19 protein-coding genes are annotated in these 16,966 nt (G+C 43.1%); 6 read left to right on the top strand and 13 right to left on the bottom strand.

What is annotated here, in order from left to right; all coding sequences use genetic code 11:
• Positions 1-9 precede the first annotated feature (9 nt).
• Both ACZ42E_RS10755 and ACZ42E_RS10760 read left to right on the top strand, forming a co-directional pair.
• Positions 10-240, top strand: coding sequence for a hypothetical protein (locus tag ACZ42E_RS10755; protein WP_464892316.1), 231 nt, complete (start codon positions 10-12; stop codon positions 238-240).
• 51 nt (positions 241-291) lie between these two features.
• On the top strand, positions 292-1,074 hold the full coding sequence (locus ACZ42E_RS10760) for a hypothetical protein (protein ID WP_464892317.1): 783 nt from the start codon (positions 292-294) through the stop codon (positions 1,072-1,074).
• A gap of 241 nt (positions 1,075-1,315) precedes the next feature.
• Here the strand turns inward: ACZ42E_RS10760 and ACZ42E_RS10765 are convergent, their stop codons facing one another.
• From ACZ42E_RS10765 to ACZ42E_RS10780, 4 genes are all read right to left on the bottom strand, one after another.
• Positions 1,316-2,155: a ParB/RepB/Spo0J family partition protein gene (locus ACZ42E_RS10765; RefSeq protein WP_464892318.1), complete on the bottom strand. Its 840-nt coding sequence runs from the start codon at positions 2,153-2,155 to the stop codon at positions 1,316-1,318.
• Positions 2,127-2,909, bottom strand: coding sequence for a ParA family protein (locus ACZ42E_RS10770; RefSeq protein ID WP_464893533.1), 783 nt, complete (start codon positions 2,907-2,909; stop codon positions 2,127-2,129). Before ACZ42E_RS10770 ends, ACZ42E_RS10765 begins: the two co-directional genes overlap by 29 nt.
• A 155-nt stretch (positions 2,910-3,064) precedes the next feature.
• Positions 3,065-3,748, bottom strand: a complete 684-nt coding sequence (locus ACZ42E_RS10775; protein WP_464892319.1) for a copper amine oxidase N-terminal domain-containing protein — start codon at positions 3,746-3,748, stop codon at positions 3,065-3,067.
• Between the two features lie 36 nt (positions 3,749-3,784).
• Positions 3,785-5,293, bottom strand: coding sequence for a M14 family zinc carboxypeptidase (locus ACZ42E_RS10780; protein ID WP_464892320.1), 1,509 nt, complete (start codon positions 5,291-5,293; stop codon positions 3,785-3,787).
• 348 nt (positions 5,294-5,641) lie between these two features.
• Between ACZ42E_RS10780 and ACZ42E_RS10785 the strand changes: the two genes are divergently transcribed.
• The 4 genes from ACZ42E_RS10785 (at position 5,642) to ACZ42E_RS10800 (ending at position 9,699) form a co-directional block, all read left to right on the top strand.
• The gene (locus ACZ42E_RS10785; protein WP_464892321.1) at positions 5,642-6,742 is read left to right on the top strand and encodes a CoA transferase subunit A; all 1,101 of its coding nucleotides are present in this window, start codon (positions 5,642-5,644) and stop codon (positions 6,740-6,742) included.
• 14 nt (positions 6,743-6,756) lie between these two features.
• Positions 6,757-7,542 carry a CoA-transferase subunit beta gene (locus ACZ42E_RS10790; protein ID WP_464892322.1) on the top strand — a complete coding sequence of 262 codons (786 nt, stop codon included), beginning with the start codon at positions 6,757-6,759 and terminating at the stop codon, positions 7,540-7,542.
• Positions 7,543-7,854: 312 nt separating this feature from the next.
• Complete coding sequence (locus ACZ42E_RS10795) at positions 7,855-8,904, top strand: CoA transferase subunit A (protein WP_464892323.1); 1,050 nt, start codon at positions 7,855-7,857, stop codon at positions 8,902-8,904.
• Positions 8,905-8,916: 12 nt separating this feature from the next.
• Entirely contained in the window at positions 8,917-9,699 is a 783-nt protein-coding gene (locus ACZ42E_RS10800; protein ID WP_464892324.1) for a CoA-transferase subunit beta, read from the top strand.
• Positions 9,700-9,728: 29 nt separating this feature from the next.
• Here ACZ42E_RS10800 and ACZ42E_RS10805 read toward each other — a convergent pair whose 3' ends face one another.
• The 9 genes from ACZ42E_RS10805 to rpmH form a co-directional block, all read right to left on the bottom strand.
• Positions 9,729-10,577, bottom strand: a complete 849-nt coding sequence (locus tag ACZ42E_RS10805) for a ParB/RepB/Spo0J family partition protein (RefSeq protein ID WP_464892325.1) — start codon at positions 10,575-10,577, stop codon at positions 9,729-9,731.
• An 11-nt stretch (positions 10,578-10,588) separates the two neighbouring features.
• Positions 10,589-11,230, bottom strand: coding sequence for a 16S rRNA (guanine(527)-N(7))-methyltransferase RsmG (gene rsmG, locus ACZ42E_RS10810; RefSeq protein ID WP_464892326.1), 642 nt, complete (start codon positions 11,228-11,230; stop codon positions 10,589-10,591).
• Between the two features lie 9 nt (positions 11,231-11,239).
• Complete coding sequence (gene mnmG / locus ACZ42E_RS10815; protein WP_464892327.1) at positions 11,240-13,117, bottom strand: tRNA uridine-5-carboxymethylaminomethyl(34) synthesis enzyme MnmG; 1,878 nt, start codon at positions 13,115-13,117, stop codon at positions 11,240-11,242.
• Positions 13,118-13,170: 53 nt separating this feature from the next.
• On the bottom strand, positions 13,171-14,553 hold the full coding sequence (gene mnmE / locus ACZ42E_RS10820; RefSeq protein WP_464892328.1) for a tRNA uridine-5-carboxymethylaminomethyl(34) synthesis GTPase MnmE: 1,383 nt from the start codon (positions 14,551-14,553) through the stop codon (positions 13,171-13,173).
• Positions 14,554-14,679: 126 nt separating this feature from the next.
• Complete coding sequence (gene jag / locus ACZ42E_RS10825) at positions 14,680-15,306, bottom strand: RNA-binding cell elongation regulator Jag/EloR (protein ID WP_464892329.1); 627 nt, start codon at positions 15,304-15,306, stop codon at positions 14,680-14,682.
• A 57-nt stretch (positions 15,307-15,363) separates the two neighbouring features.
• Complete coding sequence (locus ACZ42E_RS10830; RefSeq protein ID WP_464892330.1) at positions 15,364-16,029, bottom strand: YidC/Oxa1 family membrane protein insertase; 666 nt, start codon at positions 16,027-16,029, stop codon at positions 15,364-15,366.
• A gap of 85 nt (positions 16,030-16,114) precedes the next feature.
• Complete coding sequence (yidD, locus tag ACZ42E_RS10835) at positions 16,115-16,309, bottom strand: membrane protein insertion efficiency factor YidD (protein WP_464892331.1); 195 nt, start codon at positions 16,307-16,309, stop codon at positions 16,115-16,117.
• Positions 16,309-16,653, bottom strand: coding sequence for a ribonuclease P protein component (rnpA, locus tag ACZ42E_RS10840; protein WP_464892332.1), 345 nt, complete (start codon positions 16,651-16,653; stop codon positions 16,309-16,311). The genes yidD and rnpA overlap by 1 nt, the downstream gene beginning before the upstream one ends.
• Before the next feature lie 88 nt (positions 16,654-16,741).
• Entirely contained in the window at positions 16,742-16,876 is a 135-nt protein-coding gene (gene rpmH, locus ACZ42E_RS10845) for a 50S ribosomal protein L34 (RefSeq protein ID WP_464892333.1), read from the bottom strand.
• Positions 16,877-16,966 lie beyond the last annotated feature (90 nt).

A 16,966-nucleotide genomic window follows, 5' to 3' on the forward strand; every position in this document is an offset into this window, starting at 1 on the left:
GGGAATAGAATGTATTACCCGCACAAAAAAAGCTTCAAATTGAGCCTTCTGGCAGCCTGTATGGTGATATTTTTGGCAAGCTTTTTAAAGCCTGTTGTGGGAGAAGAAGCTGGCTTGAGGTGTGCGGGGGAGAAGACAAAGATAGTATGGGATACAGCAGCAGAGAAAGATGGGTACAAGGAAGTAAGGGATGTAGCAATAGGGTATTTTGAGTTTTGGAAAACCAACAACCAGCACTGAAAAACAAAAAACTATTTTGGTTAAAATATTTATCCTGGAGGTAGTATAAGTATGGTAACCTGGTATAATTTATCTGTTTCCGCTTTATTGATTATCGCTCTGGCATGCCTTTACTACAGCCATTTGCCAGCAAAACTGTGTTTTTACATTAAGGATACTAAAAAAGGGGTTTTCTGGATAGTCGGTTTCCTATATCTTATAACAGCTGTCCTTGTCTGCATCGTCGGAAAAATTCCCTTAAAATCCTTTTCATCTATTTTCTGCGGCAGTTTTATATATATAATTTTTCTCACCTCGTTAGGCCTGGTACTGGCATTTACTCTCAAAAAGCTGGCAATAAAAAGCAGTTTCTGTAACAGGGCAGCAGAGACGCTTATAACTGAAAAAACTAACCTGCCTCCTTCCGTTTCTTTTGCTTCCCAGCTCAGTGAACCCGAGAGGGAATTGATTGCCATATTGTATCGCGAGGAAAAACGGCGCAGTGTACTAATGGTTTTTTTGAATTTTTCTATAAGTTTCGTGATCGGTTTTTTATTCGTGCTGGTTTCTTTTCCCAAAATTTTTTCAGCTAATCCCATACCTGATAATTCCATGATTATTGGGTGGATAACTATTATTTTGAGCTTCCTGGCCATATGCTACCCTCTTCATTCAAGTATCAATCAATTTGTTTTAAACAAAAAATCCCTTATATTAAACTACTACCTCAATCAAAATCGTCCTGACATTTTCCTTACCCTGTTTCTGGATCTGGAGAGAAAGGCTAATCATTCTTTGTTTTTTGGCATCCTGGGTTTTCTCCTGGGCTTCCTGCTGGTAGTTTCCCTAGCTTAGCCCAAATTGTTTCACGTGAAACAAATCTTGTTTCCTTTTGGCATTTTAGGGCCGCTTTCCCTATATGCCAGAGTAAAACCTGCTCTTTACACTTGCGGCTGAAAAGCTCCTGGCTATCTTAAAGGCGCTTCGAGATTAAACATCATGTTTCACGTGAAACAACAGCGAAAGCCGGCAGTATTCCTGCACTGCCGGCTTTTCCTTTCTCTTTATTCCCAGCCCATAATTTCTTTTACCTGCATCAATCAAGTATTCCCCATAATTCCAGAATCCTCTGCAGGTCATCCTGGCTGTAGTAATTTATTTCAATCTTGCCTCCCCGGCGGGTTCTGGTTATTTTTACTCTGGTTCCCAGATAATTCTGCAGCTTTTCTTCCATATCTATAATCTCGGGTATCTCTCTCTTATCTTTTTTAGCCTTCCCGGAAGCCTTTTTTTCCGCTGCCCGCACCGACATATTATTTTCTACAATATCTCGGGCCAATTTAATCTGTTTCTCCGGGCTTTCCAGTGCCAGTATGGCCCTGGCATGCCCGGCGGTAAGCTTCCCTGCTTCCAGAAGCTTTATAATCTCTTCCGGCAGGTTGAGAAGCCTTACGGTGTTGGCAATATAAGCCCTGCTTTTTCCGATGCGCCCGGCCAGCTCCTCCTGGGTATAGCCAAACCGCTCCAGCATACTTTTAAGCGCCCTGGCCTCTTCCACCACATTAAGGTCTTCCCTCTGCAGATTTTCAATCAAAGAGATTTCGGCCGCTTTTTCATCATCAAGCTCCCTTACCAGAGCCGGGATAGTATCAAGCCCGGCTATTATGGCAGCTCTAAATCTCCTTTCCCCGGCTATTATTTCATACCCGCCTTCTGCTGGCCGCAGGAGTACAGGCTGCAGAATCCCGTTCTCCTTTATAGAAGCAGCCAGTTCATGGAGTTTCTCTTCATCGAATACCTGCCGGGGCTGATCAGCACGGGGGAAAATATCCTTAAGCGGGATTTCTACAATCCTGGCTTCCTCCTCGCTTATAGCTCCTGCATCCCCAAAAAGGGCATCAAGGCCCCTACCTAATCCTCTTTCTTTCTTTTTCACGTTCTACCACCTCCCGGGCCAGTTCGCGATAAGCCTCCGCCCCTCTGGAGCGGGGATCATAAACCGTAATCGGCTTTCCGTGGCTGGGCGCCTCGCTCAGCCTTATGCTGCGGGGGATCAAGGTGCGGTATATTTCCTTTTTAAAATGCCTTTTCACCTCATCAACCACCTGGATAGAAAGGTTGGTCCTTCCATCAAACATGGTAAATACTATGCCTTCTATCTCAAGCCCGGGATTAAGCCGCTTCTTAACCAGGTTTACCGTATTTATAAGCTGGCTTAAGCCTTCCAGGGCATAATATTCGCACTGCAGGGGTATAAGCACTGAATGGGCTGCCGTAAGGGCATTTATGGTAAGCAGACCCAGGGAAGGAGGACAATCGATAAAAATATAGTCATAATCAAAAACCAGCGCTGACAGCCTGTTCTTCAATATCCTTTCCCTTTCTTCCTGCATGGCTATTTCTACTTCCGCCCCTGCCAGCTGAATGGTGGAAGGAATAATCCTGACCCCCGGGATAGGTGTGCTGACAACCGCCTTTTCAACTGCAGCTTCTTCGGAAATTACATCATATATAGATTTTTTAACCCGGTTCCTCTCTATCCCTACCCCGCTGGTGGCATTTCCCTGGGGATCCAGATCCACCAGCAGTATCCGGTATTTCATTTCCGCCAGAGCAGCTGCCAGATTTATAGCCGTGGTAGTCTTTCCTACCCCACCTTTTTGATTGGCGACCGCAATTATTTTCCCCATCTTCAAGCCCCTTTTGCAGTTTCTAATACCAGTTAAATTTCTGCACAAAAACATTTTATCCTCTTTATTCTAACCCATATAAGGGTAAAAAAACAAATCGATGTACCTGGTTTGAGCACCAGGTACATCAACCAACCCTTCAAAAACAAAGCTTCTCACCAAACATCAAAATTCATCCCCCGGGGAGCAATATGCTCTTCCCCCGTCAGCGGGTCATAAATAGTATATACCTCTTTATACCATTCCACTCTATCTCCACAATCAAATTTCTTTTCCCATATATATGGCGGCTGCTTTCCTTTTTCCTTTATCCAATCCTCCAGGCTATAACGTCTTACCTCTTTTCCTTTATAATCTACAAAAAAACCATCCGTGATATTTCCGCTCAGCCTGACCGTGCGGGCAGCAGCATCCCACTCCACATTTAATCCCAGAGCATCTGCCACTATCCGCAGGGGTACCATTGTGCGATTATTTACAATAACCGGAGCAACATCTACAAAATAAATTCCCTTCATTCCCCCCTCATAACCATAATTATAAGTATGATATACACTATTGACCCCTATTTTAAATTCCATAAATTCTATACCCTCATATTCAATTTTTATAAGCCTATTTTCTGCATCCCACTCAACATTAAGCCCAAAGTTTTCAGCTATAGCCCTCAGGGGGACCAAAACCCTGCCCTCTTTTATCACAGGGGAAACGTCAGATTTTACAATTTTCCCATTCCAGAGTATTTTTATGCTTTTGTCCGCCTGTGCAGCAGCTGGAAAAACTCCAGATAAAGTAAGCATAAAAGACAAAAACAAAACCAGCGCCAGTTTTCTCCTCACATTATTGCCTCCTTGAAAAATCAATATTATATAAATTCAATCCGCCATTATCCTTATCCAGTTACTGCCCTTATATTCATAGGGCAAATCCAGCACATTATTTAAAATGAATCCCAAAGGAATCAATTTCTGTCCCGCCCAACCTCCAAAAACTGTTTCTCTGTACTTACCTCTGCCATCTCTCAGTTCAACCATTCCCTCCCCGATATGTATCTCCTTTCCATCTCCGATTTTAAGGACAGCACTATCATCCTCCCCGGACTCATAACTGTAGATTATTCCCAGGACATCAAGCAGGGATATAAAATCTTTCAGCTGGATATAATTTCGGTTATTTATAAAAACCGAAGGAAAGGCGTAAAATTTTTCTCCATATGAAATGTAAACGGTATCCGGGTTCTGTCCGAGCAGGGCATTATACCTGTAAATCTCCTCCAAACAGGCAGCTATTTTATCCAAATCCGGTTTTTCCTTTCCTGTCTCTCCCCTTAAAAATTCCTTCATTTCAGCTATCCGGGCATTTACCCTGTCAGGGCTGGCCTTCAATAAATCCAGGTTAAACCGGCAGCTGGCAAGCCCCACCAGCCTGTTCTGCTGCCATATACGCGAAAACTGGGATAAGGCTACCGGATACTCTCCGCTCATCCTGCCTACTTCCGGAGTTACAGCAATAGCATCAAACTCTTTTCTAAGCCAGGGGCTAAAGCCTCCAGACGCAGGCCTTCCCGTCGTAGCCAGCTTATAGCCGGTCAAAGAAGATATCAGCCGGGCATAGCTTAAGTCCCGCACATAATTTTCTTCCTTTATATACTGGTCGTAATACATAATTTCCCCGAAGGCATGATAAGAAACAGCGATATCCGGCACTATCCGGCGGCAGAAATCAGCTATAACTCTAGCTTCCCTGGCCTGCTCCGGATAATTCCCCGGCCAGTTCCAGGGATACGGCCTGTTCGGATTTTGAAATGCATTGCCATGATTTACATCATACTGGCGGTTGAGGTCAATTCCCAGGGCATTAGCCTTCCACTTTCGAAAATCCCGCAGGCCGGCAGCTGCTTTTCTTATCACCTGCTGCTGTTCAGGAGTAAAAGACGCCAGTCCTGTCTGGCTTATAGTAACACCATCCGGATTAACCATGGGAACAAAGTATATGCTATTGTAGGTCAGAAGATATTTTACATCGTACCCATCAATTATTTTATTATTTTTATAGGCATCCAGATAGTATTCCAGCATTTTCATGCACAAAATGCTGGTTATCCACTCCCGTCCATGATGAGCCCCGTTTATAAAAATTTTTCCCATGCCTCTGCCTATTTTTACAGCGATTATTTCACGGCCCAGCTCTGAATAACCTAAAATCTCTACCTCCATCAAATCTCCATAAACCTGCTTCAATTCGGCAATATCCTGCTTCATGATATCATAGGTATACATCTGCCTGTCATTTACAATATCACCAGCAGCCAGCACTGCAGATGTAAAAACCAGGTTGCAAAGCAATAAACAAAACAATATAATCCCTTTCCTTCTGCAAAACAAAAACCTGTCTCCCCTCCTTTTTAAGTAAAAATTGTAAACCAGTATAAGAACAACAAAAAATTTCTACATAAAAAAATTTTTCCCTTCTCTGTCAAAATGAGTTGCAAAATTAAGTTTATTTTACGATTTTCCAATTATTTTAATTTTCGCATATATCAAATTAATCAAATATATTGAATTTACTTTTTTTTAATTTCATATGTAATAATATATTTTTTTATATTATAATTATGTCACAATACACTATAATTCGTCTTAATATTACACATCCTACTATATTTGAACACTTAGCCTCATAATTATTCTGTTTCGAATTATTAACTAAAATTGGAGAGGGTAAGGGGGATTATGATGGCAACCAAGTTTGAGTACAACCAGGAAGCGCTCAAAAACCTGCAGATTGATGACCCCAGCATCCTGGACCGCCTCATCGACGGCGAATCTGCCAGAGAAGCCCATCTTAAAAAAGAGCGCGGCAAGGTAGATAAGCGCATGTCTCTTAAAGAAGCTGTTCAGGAATTTGTAAAAGATGGGGATATTTATGCAGACAGCGGCTTCAGCTATGTGCGCACCCCTCTGCAGGCACTTTTTGAAGTAATGCGCCAGGGGAAGAAAAATCTGCAGGGTATAGGTTCGCCCAACACCAACCACAGCTACGGCATCCATTATGGAACTTTCACCTATTCCCACAACTCGTATCTAGGGGCAGAAATGCGCGGTACTGACCGCAGCTACAGCAAAGCAGTCAAACAGAAGAAAGTAAAAATCCTTTCGGAATGGAGCCATGGAGCTATGGCTCTGGGATTCAAGGCTGCCCAGCTTGGTGCTCCCTATCTGGCCTGTAAATCAATGATAGGCAGTGATATGGTAAAATATAACCCTTATGTAAAAGTGGTAGACAATCCTTTCAAGAAAGAAAAAGACCCCGTATGTCTGGTACCTGCGCTTTATCCGGATGTAGTTTTCATACATGTACAGTGGGCGGATAAATACGGCAATGCCCGCATTTATGGCCCTGCCGTAAACGATATAGCCCTGGCAGCTGCCTGCCGCAAGGTAATAATCACGGCTGAAGAAATCGTTCCCGAATCTGACCTGCGCAATACTACCAATACCAATGTCATCCCCTTCATGTTTGTTGATGCCGTAGTACACCTGCCTTACGGGGCACTGCCCGGCAACTGTCCCGGCTACTACTACTGGGCTCGCGAATTCTGGGAATGGGGAATAAGAATCGCCTTATCCGGACGGGATGACAAATATCTGGAAAGCTTCTGGGACTACTGGGTATTCAGCTGTAAAGACCAGTTTGACTTCCTGGAAAAACTGGGCGGAGTGCGCTGGCTGAATAAACACCAGGTAATTGAAAGAGCCCTGAATGGAATAAATGAAGATGACGGCATAGATTTAAGCTATCAAAGCGTAATCCCCAAATGGGATGAAGAATAAGGAGGTGGTCCATAATGTCAGTTGCACCTGCTAACCCGCTTGAAATGCTGGCTTATGTAGTATCCAAACATATAAAAGACAAACAAATAGTCTATGTAGGGACCGGGCTGCCTATGGTAGGAGCCATCCTGGCCAAAAAAACCCATGCCCCTAACATAACCCTGGTTTATGAAAGCGGCGGACAGGATCCGATTGAGGGGCCCATGCCCTGGTCAGTAGCGGACCCGGTTACCTGGAGAAAATCTCCCATAACTATGGAAATGGCACTATCCTTTGCCCAGGCAGCCAATGGATATGTTGATGTTGCCTTCCAGGGAGCTGCCCAGGTTGACATGTACGGCAACCTCAACACGCATATAATAGGCGATGACTTTTTAAACCCCAAAGCCCGTTTAACTGGCAGTGGAGGGGGAAATGACCTCATTTCCCTTACGGAAAACACCATAATTGTAGGGCTGCAAACCCCGGAAAAATTCCCGGCCAAGCTGGACTTTATAACCAGCCCGGGCCACCTTTATGGAGGGAACTCCCGTAAAGAAGCTGGCCTTCTGGGTAATGGGCCGGTAGCCGTTATAACCCAGATAGGGGTATATGATTTTGAACCGGTAACCAAACGGATGCGGATAAAGAGCCTGCATCCCGGAATAACCGTGGAAATTGCCCAGGCCTGCACAGGATTTGAGCTTCTGGTTCCGGAAGGAGAAATCCCGGTAACCGAAACTCCTCCCCCTGATGTTTTAGAAATCCTGCGCAAAGAGGTCGATCCGCAGAAAATGTTCATCGCTTTCCCGCCACAATAATAAAAAATACAAAAAACCATAAAAAAGGCCGTCTTAAAAGACGGCCTTTTTTATTCCACAATTTTTTAACAAGTTGTGATTTGTAAGGAATATTAAAAAAATTTTTTAAAGCTGATTTTTTCTCAAAAAATATTTCAAATTTGATATTGTCCTGCAATCTTTATGACTATATAATATAAATATCACATAAATATATATTATTTCGTAATAAATATGTTTTATGCTTAAATTTTGAAGCTATCTCATCCTTTCAAACGGGGGTGATAATTAATAATCCTATAAATTAAACTAAAAAATAAGGAGGCGGGATAAATGGGATTTATGTATGCAACTGAAGAACAGTTTAACCGCTTGATTGACTTTAAAGGGGCACGTGAATACCACCTGAGCAAAGACCGCAGGAAAAGGGACAAACGCATGTCTCTAAGCGAAGCGATAGCCGAATTCGTAAAAGACGGCGACATCCTGGCCGAAACTGGCTTTTCCTATGTAAGGTCTCCTATTCAGGCTTATTTTGAAATAATAAGACAGGGCAAAAAAAATATGGTCAGCATAGGGTCCCCGATGTCCAATACATCGTATTTAATGTCTATGGGATGTGTCTATGCCATCCATCTTTCCTACATAGGAGTAGAAATGAGAGGTAATGACAAAAACTTTGCCCGTGTTATAAAGACAAAACAGGCGGAAATATTATCCATATGGAGCCACGGCAGTATGGCTCTGGGATTTAAAGCTGCCCAGCTGGGAGCTCCCTTTATAGGTTCCAAACAGCTTTTAGGTTCAGACATGCTGAAATACAATCCTTATGTAAAAGTTATTGAAAACCCCGTAGGATTGGACAAAAGTGAGCCAGTAGTCATGATCCCTGCCCTTTTCCCCGATGTGTGCATAATCCATGTCCAGAAAGCTGACCGCTACGGCAATGCAGTTATCGAAGGCCCCGCTGTAAATGACATAGCTTTAGCCGCTGCCTGCCGCAAAGTAATAATCACCGCCGAAAAAATAGTTCCCGAAATGACTATCCGTGAGTTAGGCAATGCCTGCATACCTTTCTGGTATGTAGATGCAGTAGTTGAACTGCCTTATGGAGCCCTTCCTGGCTGTTGTCCCGGATGCTACTACTGGGCCCGTGAATGGTGGGAGTGGCTGGTAAGAATCGGTACGCCCAAAAAAGAAAATGTTGAAGACGTTATGAGGTACTGGGTATTTGAATGCAAAGACCAGTTTGACTTTATTGAAAAACTGGGCGGCATACGCTTCATCGACCAGGCTACCCGCCTCATGGAAGCTGCACAGGCTAACATAGATGATTCACTGGTAAGCTTCGACTATCAGGAAGTAATTCCCAAATGGGACTAAAAAGGAGGGGATATGATGAGTAAAGTAGCACCGCCTAACCCGCTGGAAATGCTGGCTTACAATATATCAAGGATGATTGAAGACAACCAGATAGTATATGTCGGTACCGGACTTCCCATGGTAGGAGCCATCCTGGCCAAAAAAACCCATGCTCCCAACATAACCCTGGTCTATGAAAGCGGCGGGCAGGATCCGCTGGAAGGCCAGATGCCCTGGTCGGTAGGATGTCCCTTTACTTACCGCAAATCTCCCATGACTCTGGAAATGTCCGTATCTTTCGGCCAGTGTGCATTAGGATATGTAGACATTGCTTTTCAGGGCGGCGCCCAGATCGATATGTACGGCAATGTAAATACTTCTGTAATAGGATCCTACGAAAATCTTAAATCCATCCTGCCCGGCAGCGGGGGAGGAAACGACATAGGCTCACTGACCCAGAAATCTGTTCTGGTAGGCCTGCAAACCCCCGACCGCTTCCCGGCCAGAGTTGACTTTATAACTACCCCCGGCTACCTGGACGGCGGAGATTCGCGGGAAAAAGCAGGGCTTATGGGAGGTCCTATCGCAGTAATCACCCAGGTAGGGGTATATGATTTTGAGCCGGTGACCAAACGCATGCGCATAAAAGCCCTGAATCCCGGCATGACGGTAGAAATTGCCCAGGCCTGCACAGGATTTGAGCTTCTGGTCCCTGAGGAAGTGCCTTTCGTAGAGCCACCCAGTGACGAAGTACTTGAAATACTGCGCAAAGAGGTAGATCCAAGAGGGGTATTTATCAAAATGCCTGCCAGATAAAAAAACCGGGGATAAATCCCCGGTTTTTTTTATCCTACAATTTCTCTTAAAAAAGGCCGGTTTTTGGAAATTTTTATAACTATTTGATAGCCCTCGTCTGTATCGTTTTCATCCATACATATATCAATTCCGGTTTGCCTTGCTCTTTTTACCGTTTCTTTTATAGTGTTTAAAAATATGCGCTCATCTCTGATAATAACTGATTCCCCGTACCTATCCCGATTTCCCCGCAGAGGAGAAATCTTCAGCAATTTTTCCACCAGTTCTTCGGTTTCTCGAACCGCAAGGTTTTTGGCAGTTATCTCATCTATTACATCCATCTGCAGCAGGGGTGAATTTAACTTCATCAAAACCCGGACATACGGCTTGCCAATCCCATTTTGCACTATCTTTTTCTGCACTTCCGGGGAAAGCTTGAGAAGCTGCAGCATATCAGCTACCCTTTTCCCTTTTTTTCCAACCTTTCTTCCTATTTCATCTTCATCTAAACCGAAAACTTCCATCAACATCCTGTAAGCACCGGCTTCTTCAAAAAAATTAAGCTCCTTTTGCTGCAGATTTTCAATAAGCGCAACTACAGCCGCCTTTTCATCATCCATATCCCTTATTAAAGCAGGGATTTCTGCAAGCCCCAGCAAAAGACAGGCCTGATACCTTCTTTCCCCAGCTACCAGCTGATAAAGGTCTCCCTGTCTTCTAAGTATCACAGGCTGAATTACCCCATAAGTGCGGATAGATTGTGCCAGTTCAGCTATCTCTTCATCATGGAAATTCTTTCGCACCAGAAAAGGGCTTCTTATTATCCTGGATAAGGGCACATATACAACCTGTTCTTCACTTACCCTTTCCTTTGTCCTGTTAAACCATTTGATAACCATAAAAATCCCCCTTAAAGCGGCCTTTTAGAAGGTATCCCCACCCTTCTGGGATATTTTTCCGGGGTAAGCTCCTTTTTTTCCACCACCACTATATATCGCTGATGGTCCTGCAAAGAATAGGAATAAACATCTATCACCTGGCCGCCTAAGACCTTCAAGGCATTATCCGCCTCTTTCAATTCTTCCTGCCACTTAGGTCCTTTCCACATAAAAACCAGCCCGCCTTTTTTAACCAGGGGAAGGGAATATTCAAGCATAACGTTCATGGCTGCTACTGCCCGGCTGGTGCAGAAATCAAACCCTTCTCTCAAAAGGGAGTCCCTTCCTGCTTCTTCTGCTCTCTTCTGCAAAACCTGAACATTGCGGATACCGCACTCGGCACATGCTTTTTCAAGAAACATGCTTTTTTTCATATCGGATTCAATAAGCCAAAATAAAACCTCCGGGCAATAAATAGCCAAAATAAGCCCGGGAAATCCTGCACCACTGCCAATATCAACCCCCTTCCCGGCCAGGCTCGTAAAGTCCAAAATCGCAAGGGAGTCTTTAATATGCCCGTCAAGTTCATCCTGTTCCATTCTGCGGCTTATAAGGTTGTGTTTTTTATTTTCCTCTATCAGTAATTCTTTGTATTTATTAACAATATATTCCATATAAATCACTTATTTCCTTCTTTTTTTCTCTAAAAAAATAAGCAAAACATTTATATCTGCCGGATTGACCCCGGAAATGCGGGAAGCCTGCCCGATTGATACCGGCCTTATCTTCTTAAGCTTTTGCAGCGCCTCATTGGATAAGCCATAGACTTCATCATAATCTATATCTTCAGGGATAAGCCGGTTTTCCATTTTTTCAAACCTTTTTATCTGTTCTTCCTGTTTCTTTATATAACCTTCGTATTTAGACTGTATTTCCAGCTGTTCCAGGATATCAATATCCTTATCCTCTACCCATCCTTCTTCTACCAGATCAGCTATTTTTATCTCCGGGCGCTTAAGGATTTCCCACAGGCTCACCCGATCCCTCAAGGGGGAAGTATTGCGGGAAAGCAAAAACGCTTCCATTTTTTCATCAGAAGGGGTAAAGGTGGTCTCTTTCAGTCTGGCTATCTCTCTTTCCAGTTCATCCCTTTTTTCATTAAATATGCGCCAGCGGTAATCATCAACCAGCCCTATCCGGCGTCCAATCTCGGTTAAGCGAAGATCAGCGTTATCCTGCCTTAAAACCAGGCGATATTCAGCGCGGGATGTCAGCAGCCGGTAAGGCTCATCTATATCACCGGTTACCAGATCATCAATCATTACCCCTATATAGGCTTCGCTCCTTTTTAAAACAAGCGGCTCTTTTTCCTGCACCTTTAAAGCGGCATTAATGCCAGCCATAAGCCCCTGCGCCGCTGCCTCTTCATAACCTGAAGTCCCGTTAATCTGTCCGGCAGTAAAGAGGTTTTCCACTTCTTTAGTTTCTAAAGTAGGCTTCAGCTGAGAAGGTATAACATAGTCATATTCAATAGCGTAACCGGTCCTTATCATGCGCACATTTTCCAGGCCAGGAATGCTGCGCAGCACCTTAAGCTGCACATCTTCCGGCAAACTGGTATTCATGCCCTGTACATACATTTCATCGGTTGACCATCCTTCTGGCTCTATAAAAATCTGGTGCGATTCTTTATGAGAAAAGCGCACCACTTTATCTTCAAAAGAAGGACAATACCTGGGTCCTCTTCCTTTTATGATTCCGCTGAAAAGCGGGGAACGGTCCAGATTATCCAGCACAATCTGGTGAGTAGTCTTGTTGCTGTGCGTGAGCCAGCAGGAAAGCTGCGGCCTTTTTACCCGGGGACTTATATAGGAAAACCTTAGAGGCCTTTCATCCCCAGGCTGTTCTATCATTTTGGAAAAATCAACCGATTTTCTGTCAATCCGGGGTGGGGTTCCGGTTTTAAACCTGCCCAGCTGAAGGCCTAAGTCCTTAAGGCACTCGGAAAGCTTAACGGCAGGGAACTGCCCGTTGGGTCCCCCGTCAAAAGCCAGATCCCCAATAATTATGCGCCCCTTAAGATAAGTGCCGGAGGTTACCACTACCGCCCGGCAGTTATACCTGGCACCCGTTCTGGTTATTACCCCGGTAACCTTTTTATTGGCAGTTTCAATCCTTTCCACCTCAGCCATGGCCACATCCAGGTTAGGCTGGCGCAAAAGGGTTTTAAGCATTTCCCTGTGATATTCTGCCTTGTCAGCCTGCGCCCGCAGTGCCTGCACGGCAGGCCCTTTACCGGTATTAATCATGCGCATCTGCAGATGGGATTTATCGATATTTTTAGCCATTTCCCCTCCCAGAGCGTCAATCTCCCTTACCAGCTGTGATTTGGCAGGGCCTCCTATGGAAGGGTTACAGGGCATTAAAGCAATATTTTCCATGCTCAAAGTAAGCAAAAGCGTTTTTACTCCCATGCGGGCAGCTGCCAGAGCAGCCTCACACCCAGCATGTCCCCCTCCTATAACTATCACATCATAAGTTCCTGCATCATAGATAACCATATAATCCCCCTTCTTAAGCATGGTGAGAAATCATCGTCTCTCACCGGTTAAAATTATTTTCCTATACAAAAATCGCGGAAGATGCGATTAAGCACTTCTTCTTTTATATTCTTTCCGGTAATTTCTCCCAGAGACTCCAAAGCCCCTCTTATATCAACAGCCAAACAGTCAAGCGGCACTTTTCCAAGATCCTGCAAAGCCGATTCTATATGCTCCCTGGCTTTATCCAAAGCCATCTTTTGCCTTATGTTAAATATTATTTCACTTCCGTCATAAATGCCTCTGCCTTCAGTAACCATTTCTTTTATGCTGTTTTTCAATTCTTCAAGCCCGGTTTTTTCCTTTACTGATCCGCGTATTACCCTTACGCCTTTAAAAAGATCCTCCAGTTCTTCTTCGCTTATATTCTTTTCTTCCAGATCCTCCTTGTTTACCAGCACAATAAGTTTATCTTTATCCAGTTTTTGATAAATACGCATATCTTCTTCAGTTATCCCGCTTGCCACATCCAGGAGAAAAATTACCAGATCTGCCTCCTTTATAGCCTGGCTTGACTTTTCCACCCCTATTTTTTCCACTATATCTTCGGTTTCCCTTATACCTGCGGTGTCCATAATCCTTGCCGGTATGCCGTCCATATTTATATAATCTTCAATTACATCCCTGGTAGTGCCGGGTATATCCGTAACTATGGCTTTTTCCTTGCGCAAAAGGGCATTAAGAAGGCTTGATTTTCCTACATTAGGCTTTCCCACGATGGCAATAGAGATTCCTTCCCGGTATATATCGCCCATTTTAGCCCTTTCTATAAACTTTTCCACAGCCACTTTAACTTTATATAATCTGTCTTCCAGTTCCCCATAGTCAGGTTCTCCCACTTCATCAGGAAAATCTATGCTGGCCTCCACGGCTGCATTAATCGAAGTAAGCTCATCTTCCAGGTATTCAAAATCCGCTTTATTTTCTCCTTTGAGCTGTTTCAGCGCCAGTTTTAAGGCTTTTTCGCTTTTAGCCCTTATAACTTCAATAACTGCTTCCGCCTGGCTCATATCTATCCTTCCGTTAAGAAAGGCCCTTCGCGTGAATTCTCCCGGCTCGGCCAGCCTTATATCATTTTTCAGAACTTCTTCCAGGCATTTTCTGGCCGATAAAACACCTCCGTGGCAGTTTATTTCCACCACATCTTCTCCGGTATAGCTTTTAGGGGAACGCATTATGGAAACCAGAACCTCGTCTATATACTCTCCTTTTTCATCTACTATCCAGCCCAGCGTAAGGGTATAGCCAGGTTTTTTGGTTACATCCACCCCTTTATTATAAGGCTTAAAAATACGGCCTATCTTTTCTATAACCCCGCTTCCGCTGAGCCTTACAATAGCGATGCCTCCTTCTCCCGGAGGAGTAGCTATAGCAGCAATATCATCATTTATATACATACAAAACCACACCACTTCTTTTTTCCGTTTTATTATGTATGATACCAAAATAATCCCTTTTTTAAAAATATCCTCCCGCTTAAATATTAATTAAAAAAGACCCCGCAGGGTCTTTTTTAAACTTTCTTATTTTTTCAGGGCTATAACTACTTTGCGGTTAGGTTCATCTCCCATCGAATAAGTGGTAATCATGGGATCGCTTTGCAGTACAGTATGAATAATCCGCCTTTCCTGGGAAGTCATAGGCCGCATGACAATCTGCTTTTTAGTCTTTTTGACCTTATCAGAAAGCCGCAAAGCTAACGCTTCCAATGATTCTTCCTTTTTCTTGCGGTAGTTTTCCACATCAATAACTACTCTTATCTTTTCTTCCCGCTTTTTATTTATCATTAAACCGACTATGAACTGCAAAGCATCCAGAGTTTCTCCTTTATGTCCTATAACAAGTCCCATGTCTTTACCGGAAAGGTTAATTCTTACTGTATCACCGGTAAACTCAGCACTTTCCACCTTGCAGTAAAGCCCCATCTTATCCAATATTTCTTCTACTACCGCACATACTTCTTTTTCCGGCTTTTCTTTTAAAGTTACCCTTACCAAGGCTGGTTTCTTCACTAATCCCAAAAGCCCTTTGCCTGGTTCTTCCAAAACTTCGACCGTAACATCATCAATACTGCAGTTTAATTCATCCAGAGCAGCTTTAATAGCTTCATCAATAGTTCTCCCTTTTTTCTCTACGGTCTGGAGTCCCATCTTAACTTTTCCTCCTTTTCCCCCCTGCTTTTGGTTACCTTCGTGCTTTTAATCTCCTTATTTATCAAGAGCAGTTTTGGCACTTGATTTGTTGACATACAGCTGCTGCAAAATACCCAGAATATTAAACATTATCCAGTAAATGGGCAGCCCTGCCGGTAAAGTAGTAGCAATCCAGGCCATAAAAAGTGGCATGAAATAGAGCATAGATTTTTGGGTTGGATCATCAGTATTAACCATAGATACCTTCTGCTGTATATAAGTAGTCAAACCAGCCAGAATAGGCAGATATATGGCTATCGGATCCCCATGGGTTACAAAATACCAGGCAGTTTTGCTTATATTAGGAACCCCTAGAAAAGCAGCATGTTCTGCTACCGTAAACTTAAAATTATACAGTGATTGATAAAAAGCGATAAAAATAGGCATCTGTATAAGCAGTGGCAGACAGCCGCCAAAAGGATTAACTCCATGTTCACGGTAAAGTTCCATTACCTTGGCCTGCATCTTCTGCGGATCATCCTGATATTTTTCCTGTATGTACTTCAATTTTGGCTGCAGCTCCTGCATGGCCCGCATGGATTTTAACTGTTTCTGGGTTAAAGGGAAAAGTACCAGCTTAATGACGATAGTCATCAAAATAATGGCCAGGCCATAGTTAGGCAGGCCTATTTTTATGGTTACCCCATACATGAACTCAATAAAATTAGTAAACCACTGCACAAAAGCTTGCCACAAAATTTACCCTGCATATCGCAAATAACCGATAGCAGGTAGTCACCTCCCTTATTATCTAAAAACTGCCCTTTTAAGGTACCGGGTCATATCCTCCCGGATGAAATGGATGACATCTTAAAATTCTTCTTGCAGCCAACCATCCTCCTTTTAAAGCGCCGTATTTTTCGATGGCTTCTATGGCATAGTTGGAACAGGAAGGATAAAAACGGCACGAAGGTTTTTTAAACAGGGATACTTTTTGGTAAACTTTTATTAAAAAAATCATTAACCTTTGCACATCAAACCAGCCTTCTTTAAAATATTGGTTATATCCTTATGCAAAAGATCAAAAGTATATCCCTTCAGGTTATGGCGACAAATTATTACGACATCAGAACTCCCGTTAAGGTTAGCTTTTTCCCTGTTTACAATGGATCTTAACTGTCTTTTCACCCGGTTGCGTACTACTGCATTACCTATCTTTTTGCTTACTACAAAGCCAAACCGGTTATATCCAAGATTATTTTCCTTTACATATATAATTACATACTTTCCGGAAAACTTTTTACCTTTTTCATATATAAGCTTATAATCTTTACCCTTATTTATTCTTAATTCTCTCTTAAGCATAAAAATACCTTTCCACCAGGCAAGAGCATCTAAATAATATTTTAGCCAAATTTTTCAATAAGTAAAATAAAAGGTCGCCTTAACGACCCTATGCAGATAATTTTTTTCTTCCTTTTCTTCTGCGGTTGGCTAAGATCTTTCTGCCATTTTTGGTAGCCATTCTCTTTCTAAAGCCATGTTCTTTCTTTCTCTGCCGGTTTTTAGGTTGATAAGTCCTCTTCATATCCTTGCCGCCTCCCTTAATTTTTCCAATACTATATTATTATATTTACTGCCAGGGAATCATGTCAAGATTTTGCGGTTTTCTAAATAC

This window comes from Thermosyntropha tengcongensis (assembly GCF_055381335.1).